11 protein-coding genes and 2 pseudogenes are annotated in these 16,946 nt (G+C 62.1%); 8 read left to right on the forward strand and 5 right to left on the reverse strand.

What is annotated here, in order from left to right; translation table 11 throughout:
• Nucleotides 1-60: 60 nt before the first annotated feature.
• Together GR198_RS33070 and GR198_RS33075 are read left to right on the forward strand one after the other, a co-directional pair.
• Nucleotides 61-1,293, forward strand: a complete 1,233-nt coding sequence (locus GR198_RS33070) for a putative DNA modification/repair radical SAM protein (RefSeq protein WP_164070356.1) — start codon at nt 61-63, stop codon at nt 1,291-1,293.
• Complete coding sequence (locus GR198_RS33075) at nt 1,293-2,747, forward strand: UdgX family uracil-DNA binding protein (RefSeq protein ID WP_164070344.1); 1,455 nt, start codon at nt 1,293-1,295, stop codon at nt 2,745-2,747. Before GR198_RS33070 ends, GR198_RS33075 begins: the two co-directional genes overlap by 1 nt.
• Nucleotides 2,748-2,817: 70 nt before the next feature.
• Here the strand turns inward: GR198_RS33075 and carB are convergent, their stop codons facing one another.
• Both carB and GR198_RS33085 read right to left on the reverse strand, forming a co-directional pair.
• Entirely contained in the window at nt 2,818-6,306 is a 3,489-nt protein-coding gene (carB, locus tag GR198_RS33080; protein ID WP_164070345.1) for a carbamoyl-phosphate synthase large subunit, read from the reverse strand.
• Between the two features lie 269 nt (nt 6,307-6,575).
• Nucleotides 6,576-7,352 carry a LytTR family DNA-binding domain-containing protein gene (locus GR198_RS33085; protein ID WP_164070346.1) on the reverse strand — a complete coding sequence of 259 codons (777 nt, stop codon included), beginning with the start codon at nt 7,350-7,352 and terminating at the stop codon, nt 6,576-6,578.
• A 47-nt stretch (nt 7,353-7,399) separates the two neighbouring features.
• Here GR198_RS33085 and GR198_RS33090 point away from each other — a divergent pair, with 47 nt between their 5' ends.
• Nucleotides 7,400-7,930 (forward strand): DUF2306 domain-containing protein, encoded by a 531-nt coding sequence (locus GR198_RS33090; RefSeq protein WP_029873330.1) that lies wholly within the window; start codon nt 7,400-7,402, stop codon nt 7,928-7,930.
• A gap of 76 nt (nt 7,931-8,006) precedes the next feature.
• Complete coding sequence (gene ypfJ, locus GR198_RS33095) at nt 8,007-8,927, forward strand: KPN_02809 family neutral zinc metallopeptidase (RefSeq protein ID WP_029873331.1); 921 nt, start codon at nt 8,007-8,009, stop codon at nt 8,925-8,927.
• Between the two features lie 56 nt (nt 8,928-8,983).
• Here ypfJ and GR198_RS33100 read toward each other — a convergent pair.
• Nucleotides 8,984-9,978, reverse strand: a pseudogene (locus GR198_RS33100) (aldo/keto reductase).
• 373 nt (nt 9,979-10,351) lie between these two features.
• Between GR198_RS33100 and GR198_RS33105 the strand changes: the two are divergent.
• Nucleotides 10,352-11,596, forward strand: a complete 1,245-nt coding sequence (locus GR198_RS33105; RefSeq protein ID WP_164070347.1) for a TCR/Tet family MFS transporter — start codon at nt 10,352-10,354, stop codon at nt 11,594-11,596.
• Between the two features lie 142 nt (nt 11,597-11,738).
• Nucleotides 11,739-13,142 (forward strand): MATE family efflux transporter, encoded by a 1,404-nt coding sequence (locus tag GR198_RS33110; protein ID WP_164070348.1) that lies wholly within the window; start codon nt 11,739-11,741, stop codon nt 13,140-13,142.
• 17 nt (nt 13,143-13,159) lie between these two features.
• Here the strand turns inward: GR198_RS33110 and GR198_RS33115 are convergent, their stop codons facing one another.
• Nucleotides 13,160-13,480, reverse strand: coding sequence for an antibiotic biosynthesis monooxygenase family protein (locus GR198_RS33115; protein WP_029873335.1), 321 nt, complete (start codon nt 13,478-13,480; stop codon nt 13,160-13,162).
• Between the two features lie 279 nt (nt 13,481-13,759).
• Between GR198_RS33115 and GR198_RS33120 the strand changes: the two are divergent.
• Nucleotides 13,760-14,926: pseudogene (locus GR198_RS33120) on the forward strand (IS481 family transposase); the annotation flags it as partial.
• An 88-nt stretch (nt 14,927-15,014) separates the two neighbouring features.
• Here GR198_RS33120 and carA read toward each other — a convergent pair.
• Nucleotides 15,015-16,220, reverse strand: coding sequence for a glutamine-hydrolyzing carbamoyl-phosphate synthase small subunit (carA, locus tag GR198_RS33125; RefSeq protein ID WP_011652894.1), 1,206 nt, complete (start codon nt 16,218-16,220; stop codon nt 15,015-15,017).
• Nucleotides 16,221-16,489: 269 nt separating this feature from the next.
• Between carA and GR198_RS33130 the strand changes: the two genes are divergently transcribed.
• The gene (locus GR198_RS33130; protein ID WP_029873336.1) at nt 16,490-16,945 is read left to right on the forward strand and encodes a GatB/YqeY domain-containing protein; all 456 of its coding nucleotides are present in this window, start codon (nt 16,490-16,492) and stop codon (nt 16,943-16,945) included.
• The last annotated feature ends 1 nt before the right edge of the window (nt 16,946 follow it).

Below are 16,946 nucleotides of genomic sequence, written 5' to 3' on the forward strand. Positions count from 1 at the left end.
GGGCAGAAATCGCATCGTCCTGATTGACTTCACATGCAGGAACATATAGTGAACATACTAATGAAGAAGTCGCTAACAGAACGCTTGGCCATCCTTTCCGATGCCGCGAAATATGACGCTTCCTGCGCTTCCAGCGGCACGGTGAAACGTGATTCCCGCGCAAGCGGCGGGCTCGGTTCGACCGAGGGATCCGGGATCTGTCATGCCTATGCCCCGGATGGGCGGTGCATTTCGCTACTGAAAATACTGCTGACCAATTTCTGCATCTACGACTGCGCCTATTGCGTCAATCGCTCGTCGAGTAATGTCGAACGGGCGCGCTTTACACCCGAGGAGGTCATCTGGCTGACGCTGGAATTTTACCGCCGCAACTATATCGAAGGCCTGTTTCTTTCCTCCGGCATTATCCGTTCGTCCGATTATACGATGGAAGAAATGGTCCGCATCGTCCGCGAACTGCGTGTGACGCATAATTTCCGCGGCTATATCCATCTGAAATCGATCCCTGAGGCGTCGCCGCGTCTGATCGAGGAGGCGGGGCTTCATGCCGACAGGCTGTCGCTCAATATCGAGTTGCCGACGGATAACGGCATCACCCGCTTCGCGCCGGAAAAGAAGCCTGCCAATATCCGGCGTTCGATGGGGGATCTGAGGCTGAAGATCGAGGCCGCCGGCGAACCGACGCTGCGGACGAAGAAGCGTCAGCGTTTCGTGCCGGCCGGCCAGAGCACGCAGATGATCGTCGGCGCCGATGGCGCGAACGATGCGACGATCCTTGCGACCAGCGGCCGGCTTTATAGCAGCTACGGGCTGAAGCGCGTCTATTATTCCGCCTTCAGCCCGATCCCGGACTCGTCGAAAAACCTGCCGCTGATCAAGCCGCCGCTGATGCGGGAACACCGGCTCTACCAGGCCGACTGGCTCTATCGTTTCTACGGTTTCGGCATCGACGAGATCACCGCGAACCAGGCGGATGGCATGCTCGATCTCTCCCTCGACCCCAAACTTGCCTGGGCGCTCGCCAACCGGGCCGAGTTCCCCGTCGATATCAACAAGGCCGAGCGTGAACGGTTGCTGCGTGTGCCCGGCCTCGGCACCAAGACAGTCAAAGCGATTGTTTCGGCCCGCCGTTTTCGCCGGTTGCGGCTCGACGATCTCCAGCGGCTCGGCGTTTCGATCAAGAAGGTTCAGTCCTTTATCTCGGCGGAAGGCTGGTCGCCGCGCCGATTGATCGAGCGCCCCGACCTTCGCGCCATGTTCGAACCGCAACCTGAACAATTGTCGTTGCTGTGATGCGCCGGGTGGTGCTTTCAGGACGCGGGGAGCTTGCCGAGTGGCGCGACGCCGCGCGCGCTTTCGCGGCCGCGGGCATCCTGCCGGAAGAGATCGATTGGCGCGAAAAAAGCGAGGAGGCGGACCTTGCGTTTCAACGCGACGCCATGCCGCCGGCGCCCATCATGGCACGCAAGCCGATGACGGTGCCGCCCGCCTTCATCGAGCTGGCGGAGACAGTTCTCTGCCATTGCGACCCGGCGCGCTTTTCCCTGCTTTACCGTCTGCTCTGGCGGCTGCAGCTGGACCGGCAACTGCTTGAAGTGGCCTCCGACGAGGACGTCGCCCGTGCCAGGCTGATGGCGAAAAACGTTAGGCGCGACGCGCACAAGATGACGGCCTTCCTCCGCTTCAAGGAGGTTGGTGCGGTGTCGGCGGACCGTCGAAAATTCCTCGCCTGGTTCGAGCCGGATCACCATATCGTCAGGCGCACAGCGCCTTTCTTCCAACGGCGCTTCACCGACATGGACTGGTTGATCGCCTCACCCAGGGGATCGGCCGCTTGGGACGGCGAGCGGCTGACGATGAGCGACGAACCGTGTGAAAAACCCAATCTTACCGATGCTACCGATGACCTCTGGCGCACCTACTATGCCAGCATTTTCAATCCGGCGCGGTTGAAGCTGAAGGCGATGCAGGCGGAGATGCCGAAAAAATACTGGAAGAACCTGCCGGAATCCGATCTCATCCCTGGGCTGATCGCATCGGCGGAGAGCAAGGTGAGGGCCATGGCTGCAAGGGAGGCGACCCAGTCGTTGCCCTTTCACGATCGCCTGCAGGAAGCCGCGCGCAGCATTCCCGCCGAGCCTGAAGCGCTGGCGGGCACGCTGGAAGCACTGCGCGCGGAAGCTGCCGGCTGCACCCGTTGTCCGCTTCATGCGAAGGCGACGCAAACCGTATTCGGGGAGGGGCCGCGCGATGCAGAGGTGATGTTCGTCGGCGAGCAGCCGGGCGACCAAGAGGATATATCAGGGCGCCCCTACGTCGGTCCCGCCGGCAGGCTGCTAGACCAGGTGATCACTGAAGCCGGCATCGACCGCTCAACGCTTTACGTCACCAATGCCGTCAAGCATTTCAAATATGAGCCGCGCGGCAAGCGTCGCATCCATCAGAAGCCAAATGTGGGCGAGGTGAAGCATTGCCGCTGGTGGCTCAATCTGGAGATGGCGCTGATCAAGCCGAAGCTGGTCGTTGCCATGGGGGCGACGGCGCTCGCGGCGCTGACCGATACGAAACAACGGCTGCAGGATGTCAGGGGGAAAGCGATCGCGATCGACGAGAGGCGCACGCTCTTCGTGACTGTGCATCCGTCCTATCTGTTGCGTATTCCCGACGAGCGGCTGAAAGTGGATGAACTGGCGCGATTTCGCGAAGATATGCTGAAAATCCAGCGGCTTATGGCCGTGGCTGGATAAATTGATTCCGATTTAAGGAATGACCGAGCGGGCAGCGTCACCGCTCATCGAGCGGTAACGTTGCATTACTTCAGGCGAAGTAGCTCTGCAGCGGCCGTACTTCCAGATTGCCGGCCTTCAGCGCCTTGATCGCCTGGGCGGCGGCCTCGGCCCCTGCCATCGTCGTGTAGTAGGGCACCTTCTGCATCAGCGTCGCACGCCGCAGCGACTTGGAGTCCGAGATCGCCTTGTTGCCATCGGTTGTGTTGATAACGAGCTGGACCTGGCGATTGCGGATCGCGTCCTCGATGTGCGGACGGCCTTCCAGCACCTTGTTGATCTTGGTGGCAGTGATTCCGTTTTCGGCGAGGAAGCGGGCAGTGCCGCCGGTCGCCAGCACTTTGAAGCCCTGCTCGACGAGGATGCGGATCGCCGGCAGCACGCGCGGCTTGTCCGCGTCGCGGACGGAGACGAAGACCGTCCCATCCCGCGGCAGCTCGACGCCGGCGCCGAGCTGCGACTTGGCGAAGGCCAGCGCGAAATCGGTGTCGAGGCCGATGACCTCGCCGGTCGAGCGCATTTCCGGGCCGAGCAGCGTGTCGACGCCGGGGAAACGGGCGAAGGGGAAGACGGCTTCCTTGACGGCGATGTGCTTCAGCTTGCGCGGATCGGGCTTTTCGCCGTAGGCGGCGAAGGTGGCATCGAGTTTCTCGCCGGCCATGACGCGGGCGGCGATCTTGGCGATCGGTGCGCCGATAGTCTTGGCGACGAAGGGCACGGTGCGCGAGGCGCGCGGATTGACTTCGAGAACGTAGACGACATCGTCCTTGATGGCGAACTGGACGTTCATCAGGCCGCCGACATTGAGGGCTTTGGCCATGGCCTTGGCCTGGCGCTCCAGCTCGTCGAGCATCTCGTTGGAGAGCGTGCGCGGCGGCAGCGAGCAGGCGCTGTCGCCGGAATGGATGCCGGCTTCCTCGATATGCTCCATGATGCCGGCGACATAGACGTCGGTGCCGTCCGAGAGGCAGTCGACATCGACTTCGATGGCGTGGCTGAGGTAGCTGTCGAAGAGCAGCGGGTTCTTGCCGAGCAGGGTGTTGATCTGGCCGGTCTTGTCGTTGGGATAACGCTGCTTGATATCCTCAGGTACCAGTTCAGGCACGGTATCAAGCAGGTAGCTCTGCAATTGTCCTTCCGAATGCAGGATCTGCATGGCACGGCCGCCGAGCACGTAAGAGGGACGCACGACCAGCGGGAAGCCGATTTCGGTGGCGACCATGCGGGCCTGCTCGACCGAATAGGCGATGCCGTTGTTCGGCTGGTTGAGGTCGAGCTTCATCAGGAGCTTCTGGAAGCGGTCGCGGTCCTCGGCAAGGTCGATCATATCGGGCGCGGTGCCGAGGATCGGGATGCCGTTCTTTTCAAGAGCCTCGGCAAGCTTCAGCGGCGTCTGACCGCCGAACTGGACGATGACGCCGACGACTTCGCCCTTTTCCTGTTCTGCCCGCAGGATCTCGATCACATCCTCGGCCGTCAGCGGCTCGAAATAGAGGCGGTCCGAGGTATCGTAGTCGGTCGAGACGGTTTCCGGGTTGCAGTTGATCATGATTGCTTCATAACCCGCATCCTTCAGCGCGAAGGCGGCGTGGCAGCAGCAATAGTCGAACTCGATGCCCTGGCCGATGCGGTTCGGGCCGCCGCCGAGGATGACCACCTTCTTGCGGTCGGACACTTCAGCCTCGGAGCGGGCGGCGCCGACGAAAGGCGTCTCATAGGTCGAATACATATAGGCGGTCGGCGAGGCGAATTCGGCGGCACAGGTATCGATGCGCTTAAAGACAGGGCGGACATTTAGGCTGTTGCGGAATTCGGCGACTTCCTTGGGGCGCTTGCCGGTCAGGGTCGCCAGACGCGCGTCGGAGAAGCCCATGGCCTTCAGCATGCGCAGGTTTGTGGCATCCTGGGGCAGGCCGTGCTCGCGGATCCGGGCTTCCATCTCGACGATCGCCTTCAGTTCGGCGATAAACCAGGGATCGATCTTGCAGCCTTCGTGGACTTCGGCTTCGCTCATGCCCTGGCGCAGCGCCTGGGCGACCATGCGCAGGCGATCGGGCGTCGGTGTGCCGATTGCGGCGCGGATAGCGTTCTGGCTGGATTCGCCCTCTTCAAAGCCGGGGATCTCGATTTCGTCGAGGCCGGTCAGTCCGGTTTCCAAGCCGCGCAGCGCCTTCTGCAGCGATTCGGCGAAGGTGCGGCCGATCGCCATGACTTCGCCGACCGATTTCATCGCGGTCGTCAGCACCGGCGAGGCGCCGGGGAATTTCTCGAAGGCGAAACGTGGGATCTTGGTGACGACGTAGTCGATCGACGGTTCGAAGGAGGCAGGCGTTGCGCCGCCGGTGATGTCGTTATCCAGCTCGTCGAGCGTATAGCCGATCGCCAGCTTGGCGGCGATCTTGGCGATCGGGAAGCCGGTGGCCTTGGAGGCAAGCGCCGACGAGCGCGAGACGCGCGGGTTCATTTCGATGACGACGAGACGGCCGTCTTTCGGATTGACGGCGAACTGGACGTTCGAGCCGCCGGTCTCGACCCCGATCTCGCGCAGCACCGCGATCGAGGCGTTGCGCATGATCTGGTATTCTTTGTCGGTCAGCGTCAGCGCCGGGGCGACGGTGATCGAATCGCCGGTATGGACGCCCATCGGGTCGATATTTTCTATCGAGCAGATGATGATGCAGTTGTCCGCCTTGTCGCGGACGACCTCCATTTCATATTCCTTCCAGCCGAGCACCGATTCCTCGACCAGCACTTCGGTGGTCGGCGAGGCATCGAGGCCACCGCCGACGATCTCGAAGAATTCCGAGCGGTTGTAGGCGATGCCGCCGCCGGTGCCGCCGAGCGTGAAGGAAGGACGGATGATGGCGGGCAGGCCGACATGATCGATCGCCTGGGCGGCAATTGCCATGGCATGGCTCATGTAACGCTGCTTGCGGTCACTCTCGCCGAGATTCCACTGGTTTTCCAGCTCGTCCAGCGCCTTGTCGAGGTCGGATCCCGAGAGGCTTTCACGCAGCTTGACGCGCTCGGCCTCGTGCGTCTTGCGGTCGAGGTCCTTGATGTCGGTGGCGTTCGCCAGCATCGAGCGCGGAGTTTCCAGCCCAATACGGGCCATCGCCTCGCGAAACAGCGCGCGGTCCTCGGCCATGTCGATGGCGGCGGGCTTGGCGCCGATCATCTCGACATTGTAGCGGTCGAGCACTCCCATGCGCTTCAGCGAAAGCGCGGTGTTCAGCGCCGTCTGGCCGCCCATGGTCGGCAGCAGCGCATCCGGACGCTCCTTGGCGATGATCTTGGCGACGACCTCGGGGGTGATCGGTTCGACATAGGTGGCGTCGGCAAGGCCCGGATCGGTCATGATCGTCGCCGGGTTGGAGTTGACGAGGATGACGCGGTAGCCTTCCTCCTTCAGCGCCTTGCAGGCCTGGGTGCCGGAATAGTCGAATTCGCAAGCCTGGCCGATAACGATCGGTCCCGCGCCGATGATGAGGATCGATTTGATATCTTGGCGCTTCGGCATGGGTGCTTCCGTTTTCTGGCTGCGCAGAAAGCCGGCCAGGGTGGGAGATCACCGGGTCGGGTCGCGCATGCTGGGTCTTTTCAGGCTAGAAGCGGCTTATAGGCAAATGTATTTGCAAACGGAACCCCATAAATCGCGGAATCGACAGGAATCCAACACGGCGCGAAAGACTATTTCCCAACAGACACGACCGCCACCCGGATTTCGCCGCCGCCCTGCTTCCGGAAGAGCGAAAGCGGGAGTCCCATCAAACGCTTGGCGCCTCTTCTTTACGTGAAACGGCGGCGCACTTCCTCGGCATAGCTGCGGCTGACCGGGATTGCCGTTCCGTCGCGAGTGAGGATCAGCAGCCTGCCATTGTCGCGTTTCAGGCTTTCGACATGGGCGTCGGCCACCCAGTGCGAGCGATGGACGCGAAGGCCCGGCGTCGCGGCGGTTTCCTTCAGCGCATCGGCGAAACGCAAGAGCACCAGTTCGCGCCCGCGGCTGGTCGCCACCTCGGTATAGTGGTCCTGGACGGAAAGGCGCAGCAGCGAGCCACGATTCTCAGGTTTCAGCCGGTCGAGGATCGAGGCTGCGGGGCTGGTTTCCTGAGGAACTGCGGCTTCGGCGATTTTCTGGCTCATCGCCATATAGGTCAAAAGGCAGAAGAGGGCGCAGAGCGGCACCGCAAAAAGCGCGCGCTGCAGGCCGCTTTCGAGCGTAGTCGCTTCGCCGGTGAAGACATAGTCGACGAGGCCGATGGCAAAACCGATCGGCAGGGCGGCTATGAGCGAGCCCGCCATCATGCGGGCGAACATCGAAACGATCACCCCCTGCAGCAGTCTTTCGGCCGTGACTGCGCAGAGAATGGCGATCGTCCAGGCAACGGCATGCAGGGTCAGCCAGTAGGCGAGGCGTTCGCCGAAGGCCATGCTTTCCATCGTGCCGTAGGGGCCGGTGACGGCAAAGAGCAGGACGATCGCGGCAAAGGTTCCCCAGAAGCGCCGGGAGTGGAGAAAGACCTGCAATTCGCGAAGCGTGGATTGCAAGAAGAGGTGAATCACGAAGTTTTCCTGCCGTTCGCGCGGTTTGGATTGAGGCAGATGAAGTCTTGGCGGAAAGAGCGATCGAATTCAACCGGATGCCGCTCATGACCCTCGAACCGCTCCTCGACGCCCCGCTCGCCGTTCAGATCCATGTCACTGCTGTTACGCCGGCGGCACTTCTCGGCGCCTATATCCTGCTGCGCCCCAAGGGCACGCCGCTGCACCGGCTGCTCGGCAGGATCTGGATGGCGCTGATGGTTGTCACGGCGGTATCGAGCTTCTTCATTCATGAACTTGATCTCTTCTACGGGTTCAGCCCGATCCATCTTCTGTCGATTGCAACATTGTTCGGCAGCTGGAATGCGATCGCGGCGGCTCGTCGCGGTGATATCCGTCTGCACAAGCGCATCGTCGCAGGCCTTTATTTCGGCGGCATCGTCCTTGCCGGCCTGTTCACTTTCGTGCCTGGCCGGATCATGCATGCGGTCGCCTTCACCGGCGCGGAATGGCCGGTTGTCCTTGCCGCGGCGGTGATCGGCTCGATCCTGATCGCAATCGTGCTGCGTCGCCGACGCGGGCGCCTGATTGCCCGATGAAGTCGCTGGAATTCCGGCCGCCGACGGATATATAACTCCCTGAGCGCAAGCACAGGCATTGCCGGGGAGAGCGAAGATGGAATGGAAAGGCCGGCGTCAGTCCGACAATATTGAGGATCGCCGTGGCGGTCCGACCGGCGGCGGTTTCGGCCGCGGCGGTGGCTTCAACTTTCCTTCCGGCGGCGGCGTTCGCCGCGCCGGCGGCGGCCTCAGCATCGGCACGATCATCTTTCTCGTCGTCATCTATTTCATCTTCAAGATGATGGGCATCGATCTGCTGCAGATGCTCGATACCGGCGGCACGACAAGCGGTCCTGGCTACGAGCAGAGCCAGTCCGGTGGAACACGCACGCCCGCCAACGACGAGATGACCGCATTCATGCGCACCGTCCTTGCCGAGACCGAGGATACCTGGAAGGGCATCTTCCAGGCGCAGGGCCAAAATTACGAAGAGCCGCGTCTCGTGCTGTTCTCGGGCTCGACGGCATCGGCCTGCGGCTCCGCATCATCTGCAACAGGCCCGTTCTACTGCCCGAGTGACCACAAGGTCTATCTCGATACCGAATTCTTCCAGGAGCTTTCCGACCGCTTCGGCGCGTCGGGTGATTTCGCCGAGGCCTATGTCGTTGCTCATGAGGTCGGCCATCACGTGCAGAACCTGCTCGGCATCCTGCCGAAGTTCAACCAGGCCCGCCAGCGTATGAGCGAGGCCGACGCCAACAAGATGTCGGTGCGCGTCGAGCTGCAGGCCGATTGCTTTGCGGGCATCTGGGGCAAATATACCCAGCAGAAGGGTCTGCTCGAGTCAGGCGATCTGGAGGAAGCGCTGAACGCCGCCCAGCAGATCGGCGACGATTCGCTGCAGAAGCGGTCACAGGGTTACGTCGTCCCGGAAAGCTTCAACCACGGTACCTCGGAGCAGCGGGTCAAATGGTTCAAGCGCGGCTTCGACAGCGGCCAGCTGTCGGCTTGCGATACGTTCTCGGGACCGGTTTGAGGAGAGAGGAAGGGGCGCATGGCACAAGGCACATCGCAGCCCCTTTCATCCGCTGCCTACTTCTCGCTGTCCATATGCTGCAGCATATGCTCGGGATAACGCCCACCCGCGGCCGCATCCTTCGGCACGGCGCGGTCGATTGTGGCGAAATCTTCTGCCGACAGGTCGAGGCGCGTGAGCCCAGCGCTTCCGTCAGTCGGTCGCGGCGGCGGGCGCCGATGATCGGGACGATGTCCTTGCCCTTGGCGGCGACCCAGGCGATGGCGATCTGGGCGACCGAGACGCTCTTTGCCTGGGCGATCTCGCGCAGCTTCTCCACCAGAGCGAGGTTCTCCTCGATATTGCCTTCCTGGAAGCGCGGGCTGTAGGCGCGGAAATCGCCGGCCGTTCCGCCCTGGCCCTTCTGCCAGTGGCCGCTGATCAGGCCGCGCGAGAGCACGCCGTAGGCGGTGATCGAAATGCCGAGTTCGCGTGTCGTCGGCAGGATCTTCTCCTCGATGCCGCGCGAGATTAGCGAATATTCGATCTGCAGGTCGACGATCGGGGCGACAGCGGCGGCGCGACGGATCGTGTCGGCGCCAACTTCCGACAGGCCGATATGCCTGACATAACCTGCCTTGACCATGTCGGCGATGGCGCCGACGGTGTCCTCGATCGGTACGTTCGGATCGAGGCGGGCGGGACGGTAGATGTCGATATAGTCGACGCCGAGGCGCTGCAGCGTATAGCTGAGGAAGTTCTTCACCGCGACCGGGCGGGCGTCGATGCCGTTCCAGCCGCCGACGGGATCGCGCAGGCCGCCGAATTTGACACTGATGACGGCTTCCTCGCGTCTGCGGCCCTTCAATGCCTCGCCGATCAGCATTTCGTTATGGCCCATGCCGTAGAAATCGCCGGTGTCGAGCAGGTTGATGCCGGCATCGAGCGCGGCATGGATCGTCGCGATGCTTTCTGCGCGATCGGAGGGGCCGTACATGCCGGACATGCCCATGCAGCCGAGGCCGATGGCCGAGACATCAGGTCCGGTCTTTCCCAAACGATAGGTCTGCATTGTCTTCTCCTTCTTCTGCGCCGAAGCGGCGCTGCCGGGCGCCGTTTTACCGCTTTCGCATTCGGGCGATAATCGGACGACATCGAACAGGCTGTGCGGGAAATGCACAATGATCGGTCTTGTCTTCTGATCTGGATGCGGTCGCGGCGATTGCAAGGGAACGCATTGCCCGGCGATCCGCTGGGCGGCTGGCGATTTTCTGAAACTGGAACGACAGCGCGCGCCCACCGGTTGAGGCTTCTCATAATTTTCCCGTTGAACATTATCAAAAACTTTGAAATGTTCACGGATTGTTTCGGTTTCTTTTCTGAGCTATGTCACTTTCTCGGCGACGAGATCGTCTTTTCAGAACCAACCGCTGTAGAGATGCCTCATGCTCGACCCAAAATTCGTTCGCCGCGGCCTTTTCCTGGTCTTCATCATCCTCTTCCTCGACATTATCGGTATCGCCATCATCATGCCGGTGCTGCCCGCCTATCTGGAGCAGTTGACCGGCGGCAGCGTCAGCGACGCGGCGATCGACGGCGGCTGGCTGATGCTCGTCTATGCCGGCATGCAATTCCTGTTCGCGCCGCTGCTCGGAAACCTGTCCGACCGTTTCGGCCGCCGGCCGATCCTTTTGCTTTCGGTGCTGACCTTCGCGATCGATAATTTCATCTGCGGCATCGCCACCAGCTTCTGGATGCTGTTCGTCGGCCGCGTGCTTGCTGGTATCAGTGGCGGCAGTTTCGCCACCTGCTCGGCCTATATCGCCGATATCAGCACGGAGGAGAACCGGGCGAAAAATTTCGGGCTGATCGGCATCGCCTTCGGCGTCGGCTTCACCATCGGCCCCGTCGTCGGCGGTGTCCTCGGCGAATTCGGCCCGCGTGTGCCGTTCCTCGGCGCGGCTGCGCTGTCGCTTGTCAATTTCATCGCCGCCTGCTTCCTGCTGCCGGAAACGCTGGAGGCGAAGAACCGCCGCCGATTCGAGTGGAAACGCGCCAATCCGCTCGGTGCGTTGCGCCAGATGCGCCATTATCCCGGCATCGGCTGGGTCAGCCTTGTCATGTTCCTGTTCTTCCTGGCGCATGCCGTCTATCCCTCGGTCTGGTCCTTCGTCTCGACCTATCGCTACGGCTGGAGCGAGGGGCAGATCGGCCTGTCGCTCGGCATTTACGGCATCGGCGCCGTGATCGTCATGGGGCTGGTTCTGCCGCGGATCGTGCCGGTGCTCGGCGAATGGAAGACCGCTCTTCTCGGCCTCTGCTTTTCAGCTGCAGGATTGACCGGCTATGCCTTCGCCTGGGAAGGCTGGGTCGTCTATGTCGTCATCGTTGCGACCGTCATCGAAAACGTCGCCGACCCGCCGCTGCGCAGCATCGCCGCCGGCATGGTGCCGCCTTCGGCGCAGGGTGAGCTGCAGGGCGCGCTTACCAGCCTCAGCAGCATCACCACCATTGTCGGGCCGCTGATCTTCACCCAGATGTTTTCCTATTTCACGCGGCCTGAGGCGCCTTTCACTTTTGCCGGCGCACCCTATCTTGCCGCCGCGCTGTTCATCCTGGTGGCCGCCGGTGTGTTCCTGCTGCGGGTCCGGGCCCGTGAGCCGGCCGAGGCGCTGGAAGCGGCCGGTTGATCGATCAGAAACGCTGATGCGATGATGAATTTTTCATCATCTGCCTCATTTGGGGTAGTTCTTTGCAGGGCTTTGATCTAAGCCCGGATGATATTTCGCCGCAAGCTGCGGCGACGCATATTTCTATCACAGGACTGGTGTCATGGACACGCCGATCGACGCGCGCAGGCTTGCGCCGACAAACGATAATCGTTGGGGCGCACATTTCCGTGCCACGCTGGCGCTCGGCATTCCGCTGATCGGCGCGCAGCTTGCCCAGCTCGGCATCAACACCACCGATGTGATGATCGTCGGCCGCCTCGGCGCCGAGCATCTGGCGGCAATGGTGCTTGCGGCGCAGTTCCTGTTCACGATCCTGATCTTCGGCTCGGGCTTTGCCATCGCCGTCATTCCGATGGTGGCGCAGGCCTATGGCCGCGGCGACCTCGTCTCGGTGCGACGGTCGCTGCGCATGGGCCTGTGGGTGGTGATCGCATACTGGGTCATCATGCAGCCGGCCTTCTTCAATTCGGAGCAGGTCCTCCTCTTCGCACAGCAGAAGCCCGAGGTGGCCAAGCTCGCACACGGCTACATCATGATCGGTCAGTTCGGCGTGCTGCCGGCGCTGCTCTTCAACGTCATGCGCTCGCTCGTCAGCGCCATCGGCAAGGCGGGCATCATCCTCAACGTCACCATCGCCACGCTGGTGATGAACGCGATCTTTGCCTATATCCTCGTGCTCGGCCATTTCGGCTTTCCGGCGATGGGGCTCGAGGGCGCGGCGATCGTTTCGGTCGCCGTGCAGACGGCCGGCTTCCTCTTCATCCTGGCTTTCGTGCAGCGGCGGGAAGAGACGCGCCGCTACGAGATCTTCGTGCGGTTCTGGAAACCCGACTGGCACGCGCTGCTGGAGGTCATCCGGCTCGGTTTCCCGATCAGCGTCACCATCCTTGCCGAGGTCAGTCTGTTCACGGTGGCTTCGCTGCTGATGGGCTATATCGGCACCATCGAGCTTGCGGCTCATGGCATTGCCCTGCAATGGGCCTCGATCGCCTTCATGATTCCGCTCGGCCTCAGCCAGGCGGCAACGGTGCGCGTCGGTGTCGCCCACGGGCAGGGCGATTATCAGGGGCTGGTGCGCGCTTCGATCACCGTGCTCGTCCTCGCCTGCGCCATTTCGGCGGTGGGCAGCGTGCTCTTTGCCTCCATGCCGCAATTCCTCGGTAGCTGGTTTCTCGACGTCAACTCGCCCGAGGCGCCCGAGGTACTTGCCTATGCCGGGCCGCTGATCGTCGTTGCCGGGCTTTTCCAGCTGGTCGACGGGCTGCAGGTGATCGCCAATGGATTGCTGCGTGGCCTCAAGGACGCGCGTGTGCCGATGATCATGGCGTTGATCGCCTACTGGCCGATCGGCTTCTTCCTCGCCTGGGCCTTTGCCTTCCCGCTCGGTTTCGGCGGCATCGGCATCTGGTTCGGCTTCCTCGTCGGACTGGCGGCGGCCGCCGTCATGCTCTGTGCGCGCTTCTACCTTCTCCTGCGCCGCGAGGCGGAACTGGCCCACGCCTGAGCCAGCCGCATCTGCTGTCAAGCCGCGACAGGCTTGTAGCTGGCAATATCGGCGCGAATGCCGAGACGCGAAAACATTTCCTGCGGATCGAAATTCGCGGCCTTGTGAGCGGCCGCAACGGCTGCCCGCGCGCGCTCGACGACTTCGGTATTTTCCCATTCGGCAATCGTGACGAAATTGAATTCGCCCGGACCGGCGACCTGCTCCAGCACCCTGTGATCGATGAAACCGTCCTGCGCTTCCAGCACCTTGTGGGTCATCATCACTTTGACGAGAAATTCCTCGCGTGCCACCGCCGGCACGATGAACTTGTCTACTCGAAAGAAAGCTCCGCTCATCCAGTTTTCTCCTGCATCAGATGTCTGCAGGCAGATCTGTAATTCCTCAAGTTAAGCTGAGGTCAATAGGCGGATAAAGAAAAAGGCCCGGCTGGGCGAACCTTGGGCTACTGACAAAGCGAGCCAACTCCTCTTTCGTCATGCTCGGGCTTGTCCCGAGCATCTGCCTTCGGTCGATATGTAGCAGATCCTCGGCCTTGTTGTACGGCCTTGATACATAGCTGACAGATGTTCGGAGACATGCCTGACACTTCCGCGATGATTTGTCGGGAGGTCGGCATGGTTTGGCGGTCGAGGTCAGTTGTGGATGAGCGTTTGGAATTTTGCCGGTTGGCTGGGCTGGAGGGGACGAACGTCTCTGAGCTTTGCCAGCGCTTCGGCATCAGCCGGCAGACGGGCTATGTCTGGCTGCGGCGCCTGCAAGCGGGCGAGCCGGTGGAGGACCGCTCCCGCCGGCCGCATGCGAGCCCGCGGCGGACCGGAGCCGATCTCGAGCGCGCGGTGCTTGATATCCGCGACGAACATCCGGCCTGGGGCGCTCGCAAGATCGCCCGCCGGCTGCAGTTTCGGGACCGAGCCGCCGTCTGCCTCAACCGTCCATGCCATCCTGGTGCGCCACGACCGCATCGGGCCGGAGACGGGCGGGCGGGCGGCGCTCGGCCGCTTCGAGCGTGAGGCACCCAACTTGCTCTGGCAGATGGACTTCAAGGGCCGCACGCAGCTCGTCTCAGGCCTCTGGTGCTATCCCCTGACGATCATCGACGACCATTCCCGCTTCGCCGTCGGGCTCGAAGCCTGCGCCGACGAGCGCATGCAGACCGTCCGCGGCCGGCTGGAGCCCATCCTGCGCCGCCACGGCCTGCCGATGGCCATCTATACCGACAACGGCAACCCATGGGGTACCGGAGTGCCCAACCAATGGACAAGGTTGCGTGTCTGGCTGCTTAAGCTCGGCATCGACCTCATCCATGCCAGGCCCTACCACCCCCAGGGCCGCGGCAAGAACGAACGCTTCCACCGCAGCCTTAAGGCCGAGGTCTTCGACTTCGCCGCACTCGCCAGCCACGCCCAAGCGCAAAGGGCCTTCGACCGCTGGCGTGACATCTACAACCATTGCCGTCCCTACCAGGGCATCGACATGGCCGTGCCGGCCAGCCGCTACCGGCCTTCACCGCGCCCGTTTCCTGACCGCCTGCCCGAACCGGCCTATGACAGCTCGGAGATCGTGCGCCGCGTTGGAACAACCAAGGGTTATGTCAGCTTCAAGGGACGGGCCTGGCGCGTGCCCAACGCCTTCAAAACCGAATGCCTCGCCATCCGCCCGCTCCAGCGCGATGGTCTCTACGGCGTCTTCTTCGGCGCAACACAGGTCGCAAAAATCGACCTCAAAAGCCAGGACTGACTGTCAGGCATGTCTCCGAACATCTGTCAGCTATGTCTCCGGGCTTTACAACAGGGCCGAGGATGACGAGAGTGAGGTTTGTCAACAAGTTCAAGGCCGACCTGGGCGGTCGGAAATCGCTAAGGCTTGAAATCAGCGTTCGGCGAGCGCCGGTTCGCCCTTCTTCTCGCGCACCATGTTGATGAAGCGACGGAAGAGATAGTGGCTGTCCTGCGGGCCGGGAGAGGCTTCCGGATGATGCTGGACCGAGAAGACCTGCTTGCCGAGGACGCGCAGGCCGCAATTGGTGCCGTCGAAAAGCGAAATATGAGTCTCTTCAACACCATCCGGCAGCGACTTCGAGTCGACCGCGAAGCCGTGGTTCATCGAGACGATCTCGACCTTGCCGGTCGTATGGTCCTTGACAGGGTGGTTGGCGCCGTGATGGCCCTGATGCATCTTCTCGGTCTTCGCGCCAAGTGCCAGGCCCAGCATCTGGTGGCCGAGGCAGATGCCGAAGACCGGGATATCGGTCTTGATCAGTGTCTTGATCACTGGCACGGCATAGTCGCCGGTTGCCGCCGGATCGCCTGGGCCGTTCGACAGGAAGATGCCGTCCGGCTGCATGGCGAGCACGTCTTCGGCGCTCGTTGCGGCCGGCACGACAGTCACCTTGCAGTCGAGGCCGGCAAACAGGCGCAGGATGTTGCGCTTGACGCCGTAATCGAGGCAGACGACGTGGTATTTCGCGTCTGTCGCCTTGAGTTCACCGTAACCTTCATTCCACACCCACGGCGTTTCGGTCCATTGCGAGGACTGGCCCGACGAGGCGATCTTGGCGAGGTCGAGACCTTCAAGGCCGCTCCAGGCTTTGGCTTCGGCCTTCAGCGTCTCGATGTCGAAGACACCGTTCGGATCGTGGGCGATCACCGCGTTCGGGGCGCCGTTCTCGCGGATCCAGGCGGTCAGCGCGCGCGTGTCGATACCGCAAAGACCGATGACGCCGCGTGCCTTCAGCCATTGATCGAGGTGCTTGGCGGCGCGGTAGTTCGAGGGCTCAGTGATGTCGGCCTTGAATATGACGCCGACGGCGCCATGGCGGGCGGCCGGCGTCAGGTCCTCGATGTCTTCATCATTGGTGCCGATATTGCCGATATGCGGGAAGGTGAAGGTGACGATCTGGCCGAGATAGGAGGGGTCCGTCAAGATCTCCTCATAGCCGGTGAGTGCTGTGTTGAAGACCACTTCGGCCGGCACCTTGCCGGTGGCGCCGATGCCCTTGCCTTCGATGACCGTGCCGTCGGCAAGAACGAGCAGGGCGGTCGGCTTTTCGATTGTCCAGGGTGCTGTCGCGGTCATCTTCATCCCGTTTCCGGCAGGTGGGCGCGTTGTCGCGCTCGTCGCCATTTGATTTCGCAGGCGTGTGGACACGGCAATGCCGCGCGCTTCAGGCCTGATCACGAATTTTGGTGCAGGTGGCGGTAAATAGCCACGCAATCGCTTAGCGTCAATCTTTGTAGCCGAGATCGCGGCCGTTTTCCTGCGCTTTATCGCGCTGACCGCGCAATTTATTTGATCCGCCACATCAGCGTGGTTTATGAAGCGGCATCAAAACAGGAGTGAAGACCATGCTGCGCGATCAACTCGCCACCCAGCTGAAAGAGGCGATGAAGGCCAAGAATGCGGAGCGGCTTTCCACCGTCCGGCTGATTCAGGCCGCGGTCAAAGACCGCGATATCGCCAACCGTGGCACCGGCAAGGAGCAGGCGAGCGACGACGAGATCCTGCAGATCCTCGCCAAAATGGTGAAGCAGCGTGACGAATCGGCAAAGATCTACGAGGAGAATGCCCGCCCGGAGCTTGCCGCCAAGGAGCGTGCCGAAATCATCGTCATCCAGGATTTCATGCCGAAACAGCTTTCGGACAGCGAAGTGCGCGCCAACGTCTCGGCGATCATCACCGAAACGGGTGCCGCAGGCGGCAAGGACATGGGTAAGGTGATGGCGGCGCTGAAGGAGCGTTATGCCGGCCAGATGGATTTCGCCAAGGCGTCGGCGACCGTCAAGGAACTGTTGAACGGATAAG

It is taken from the genome of Rhizobium leguminosarum, assembly GCF_010668065.1.
GTDB lineage: Bacteria > Pseudomonadota > Alphaproteobacteria > Rhizobiales > Rhizobiaceae > Rhizobium > Rhizobium leguminosarum_S.

What these genes read in the sequence shown, in the direction of transcription:
- GR198_RS33070 (WP_164070356.1), top strand. Translation starts at nt 61, where the DNA reads ATGAAGAAGTCGCTAACAGAACGCTTGGCCATCCTTTCCGATGCCGCG.
- GR198_RS33075 (WP_164070344.1), top strand. Translation starts at nt 1,293, where the DNA reads ATGCGCCGGGTGGTGCTTTCAGGACGCGGGGAGCTTGCCGAGTGGCGC.
- carB (WP_164070345.1), bottom strand. Translation starts at nt 6,306, where the DNA reads ATGCCGAAGCGCCAAGATATCAAATCGATCCTCATCATCGGCGCGGGA.
- ypfJ (WP_029873331.1), top strand. Translation starts at nt 8,007, where the DNA reads ATGGAATGGAAAGGCCGGCGTCAGTCCGACAATATTGAGGATCGCCGT.
- GR198_RS33105 (WP_164070347.1), top strand. Translation starts at nt 10,352, where the DNA reads ATGCTCGACCCAAAATTCGTTCGCCGCGGCCTTTTCCTGGTCTTCATC.
- GR198_RS33110 (WP_164070348.1), top strand. Translation starts at nt 11,739, where the DNA reads ATGGACACGCCGATCGACGCGCGCAGGCTTGCGCCGACAAACGATAAT.
- GR198_RS33115 (WP_029873335.1), bottom strand. Translation starts at nt 13,480, where the DNA reads ATGAGCGGAGCTTTCTTTCGAGTAGACAAGTTCATCGTGCCGGCGGTG.
- carA (WP_011652894.1), bottom strand. Translation starts at nt 16,220, where the DNA reads ATGACCGCGACAGCACCCTGGACAATCGAAAAGCCGACCGCCCTGCTC.
- GR198_RS33130 (WP_029873336.1), top strand. Translation starts at nt 16,490, where the DNA reads ATGCTGCGCGATCAACTCGCCACCCAGCTGAAAGAGGCGATGAAGGCC.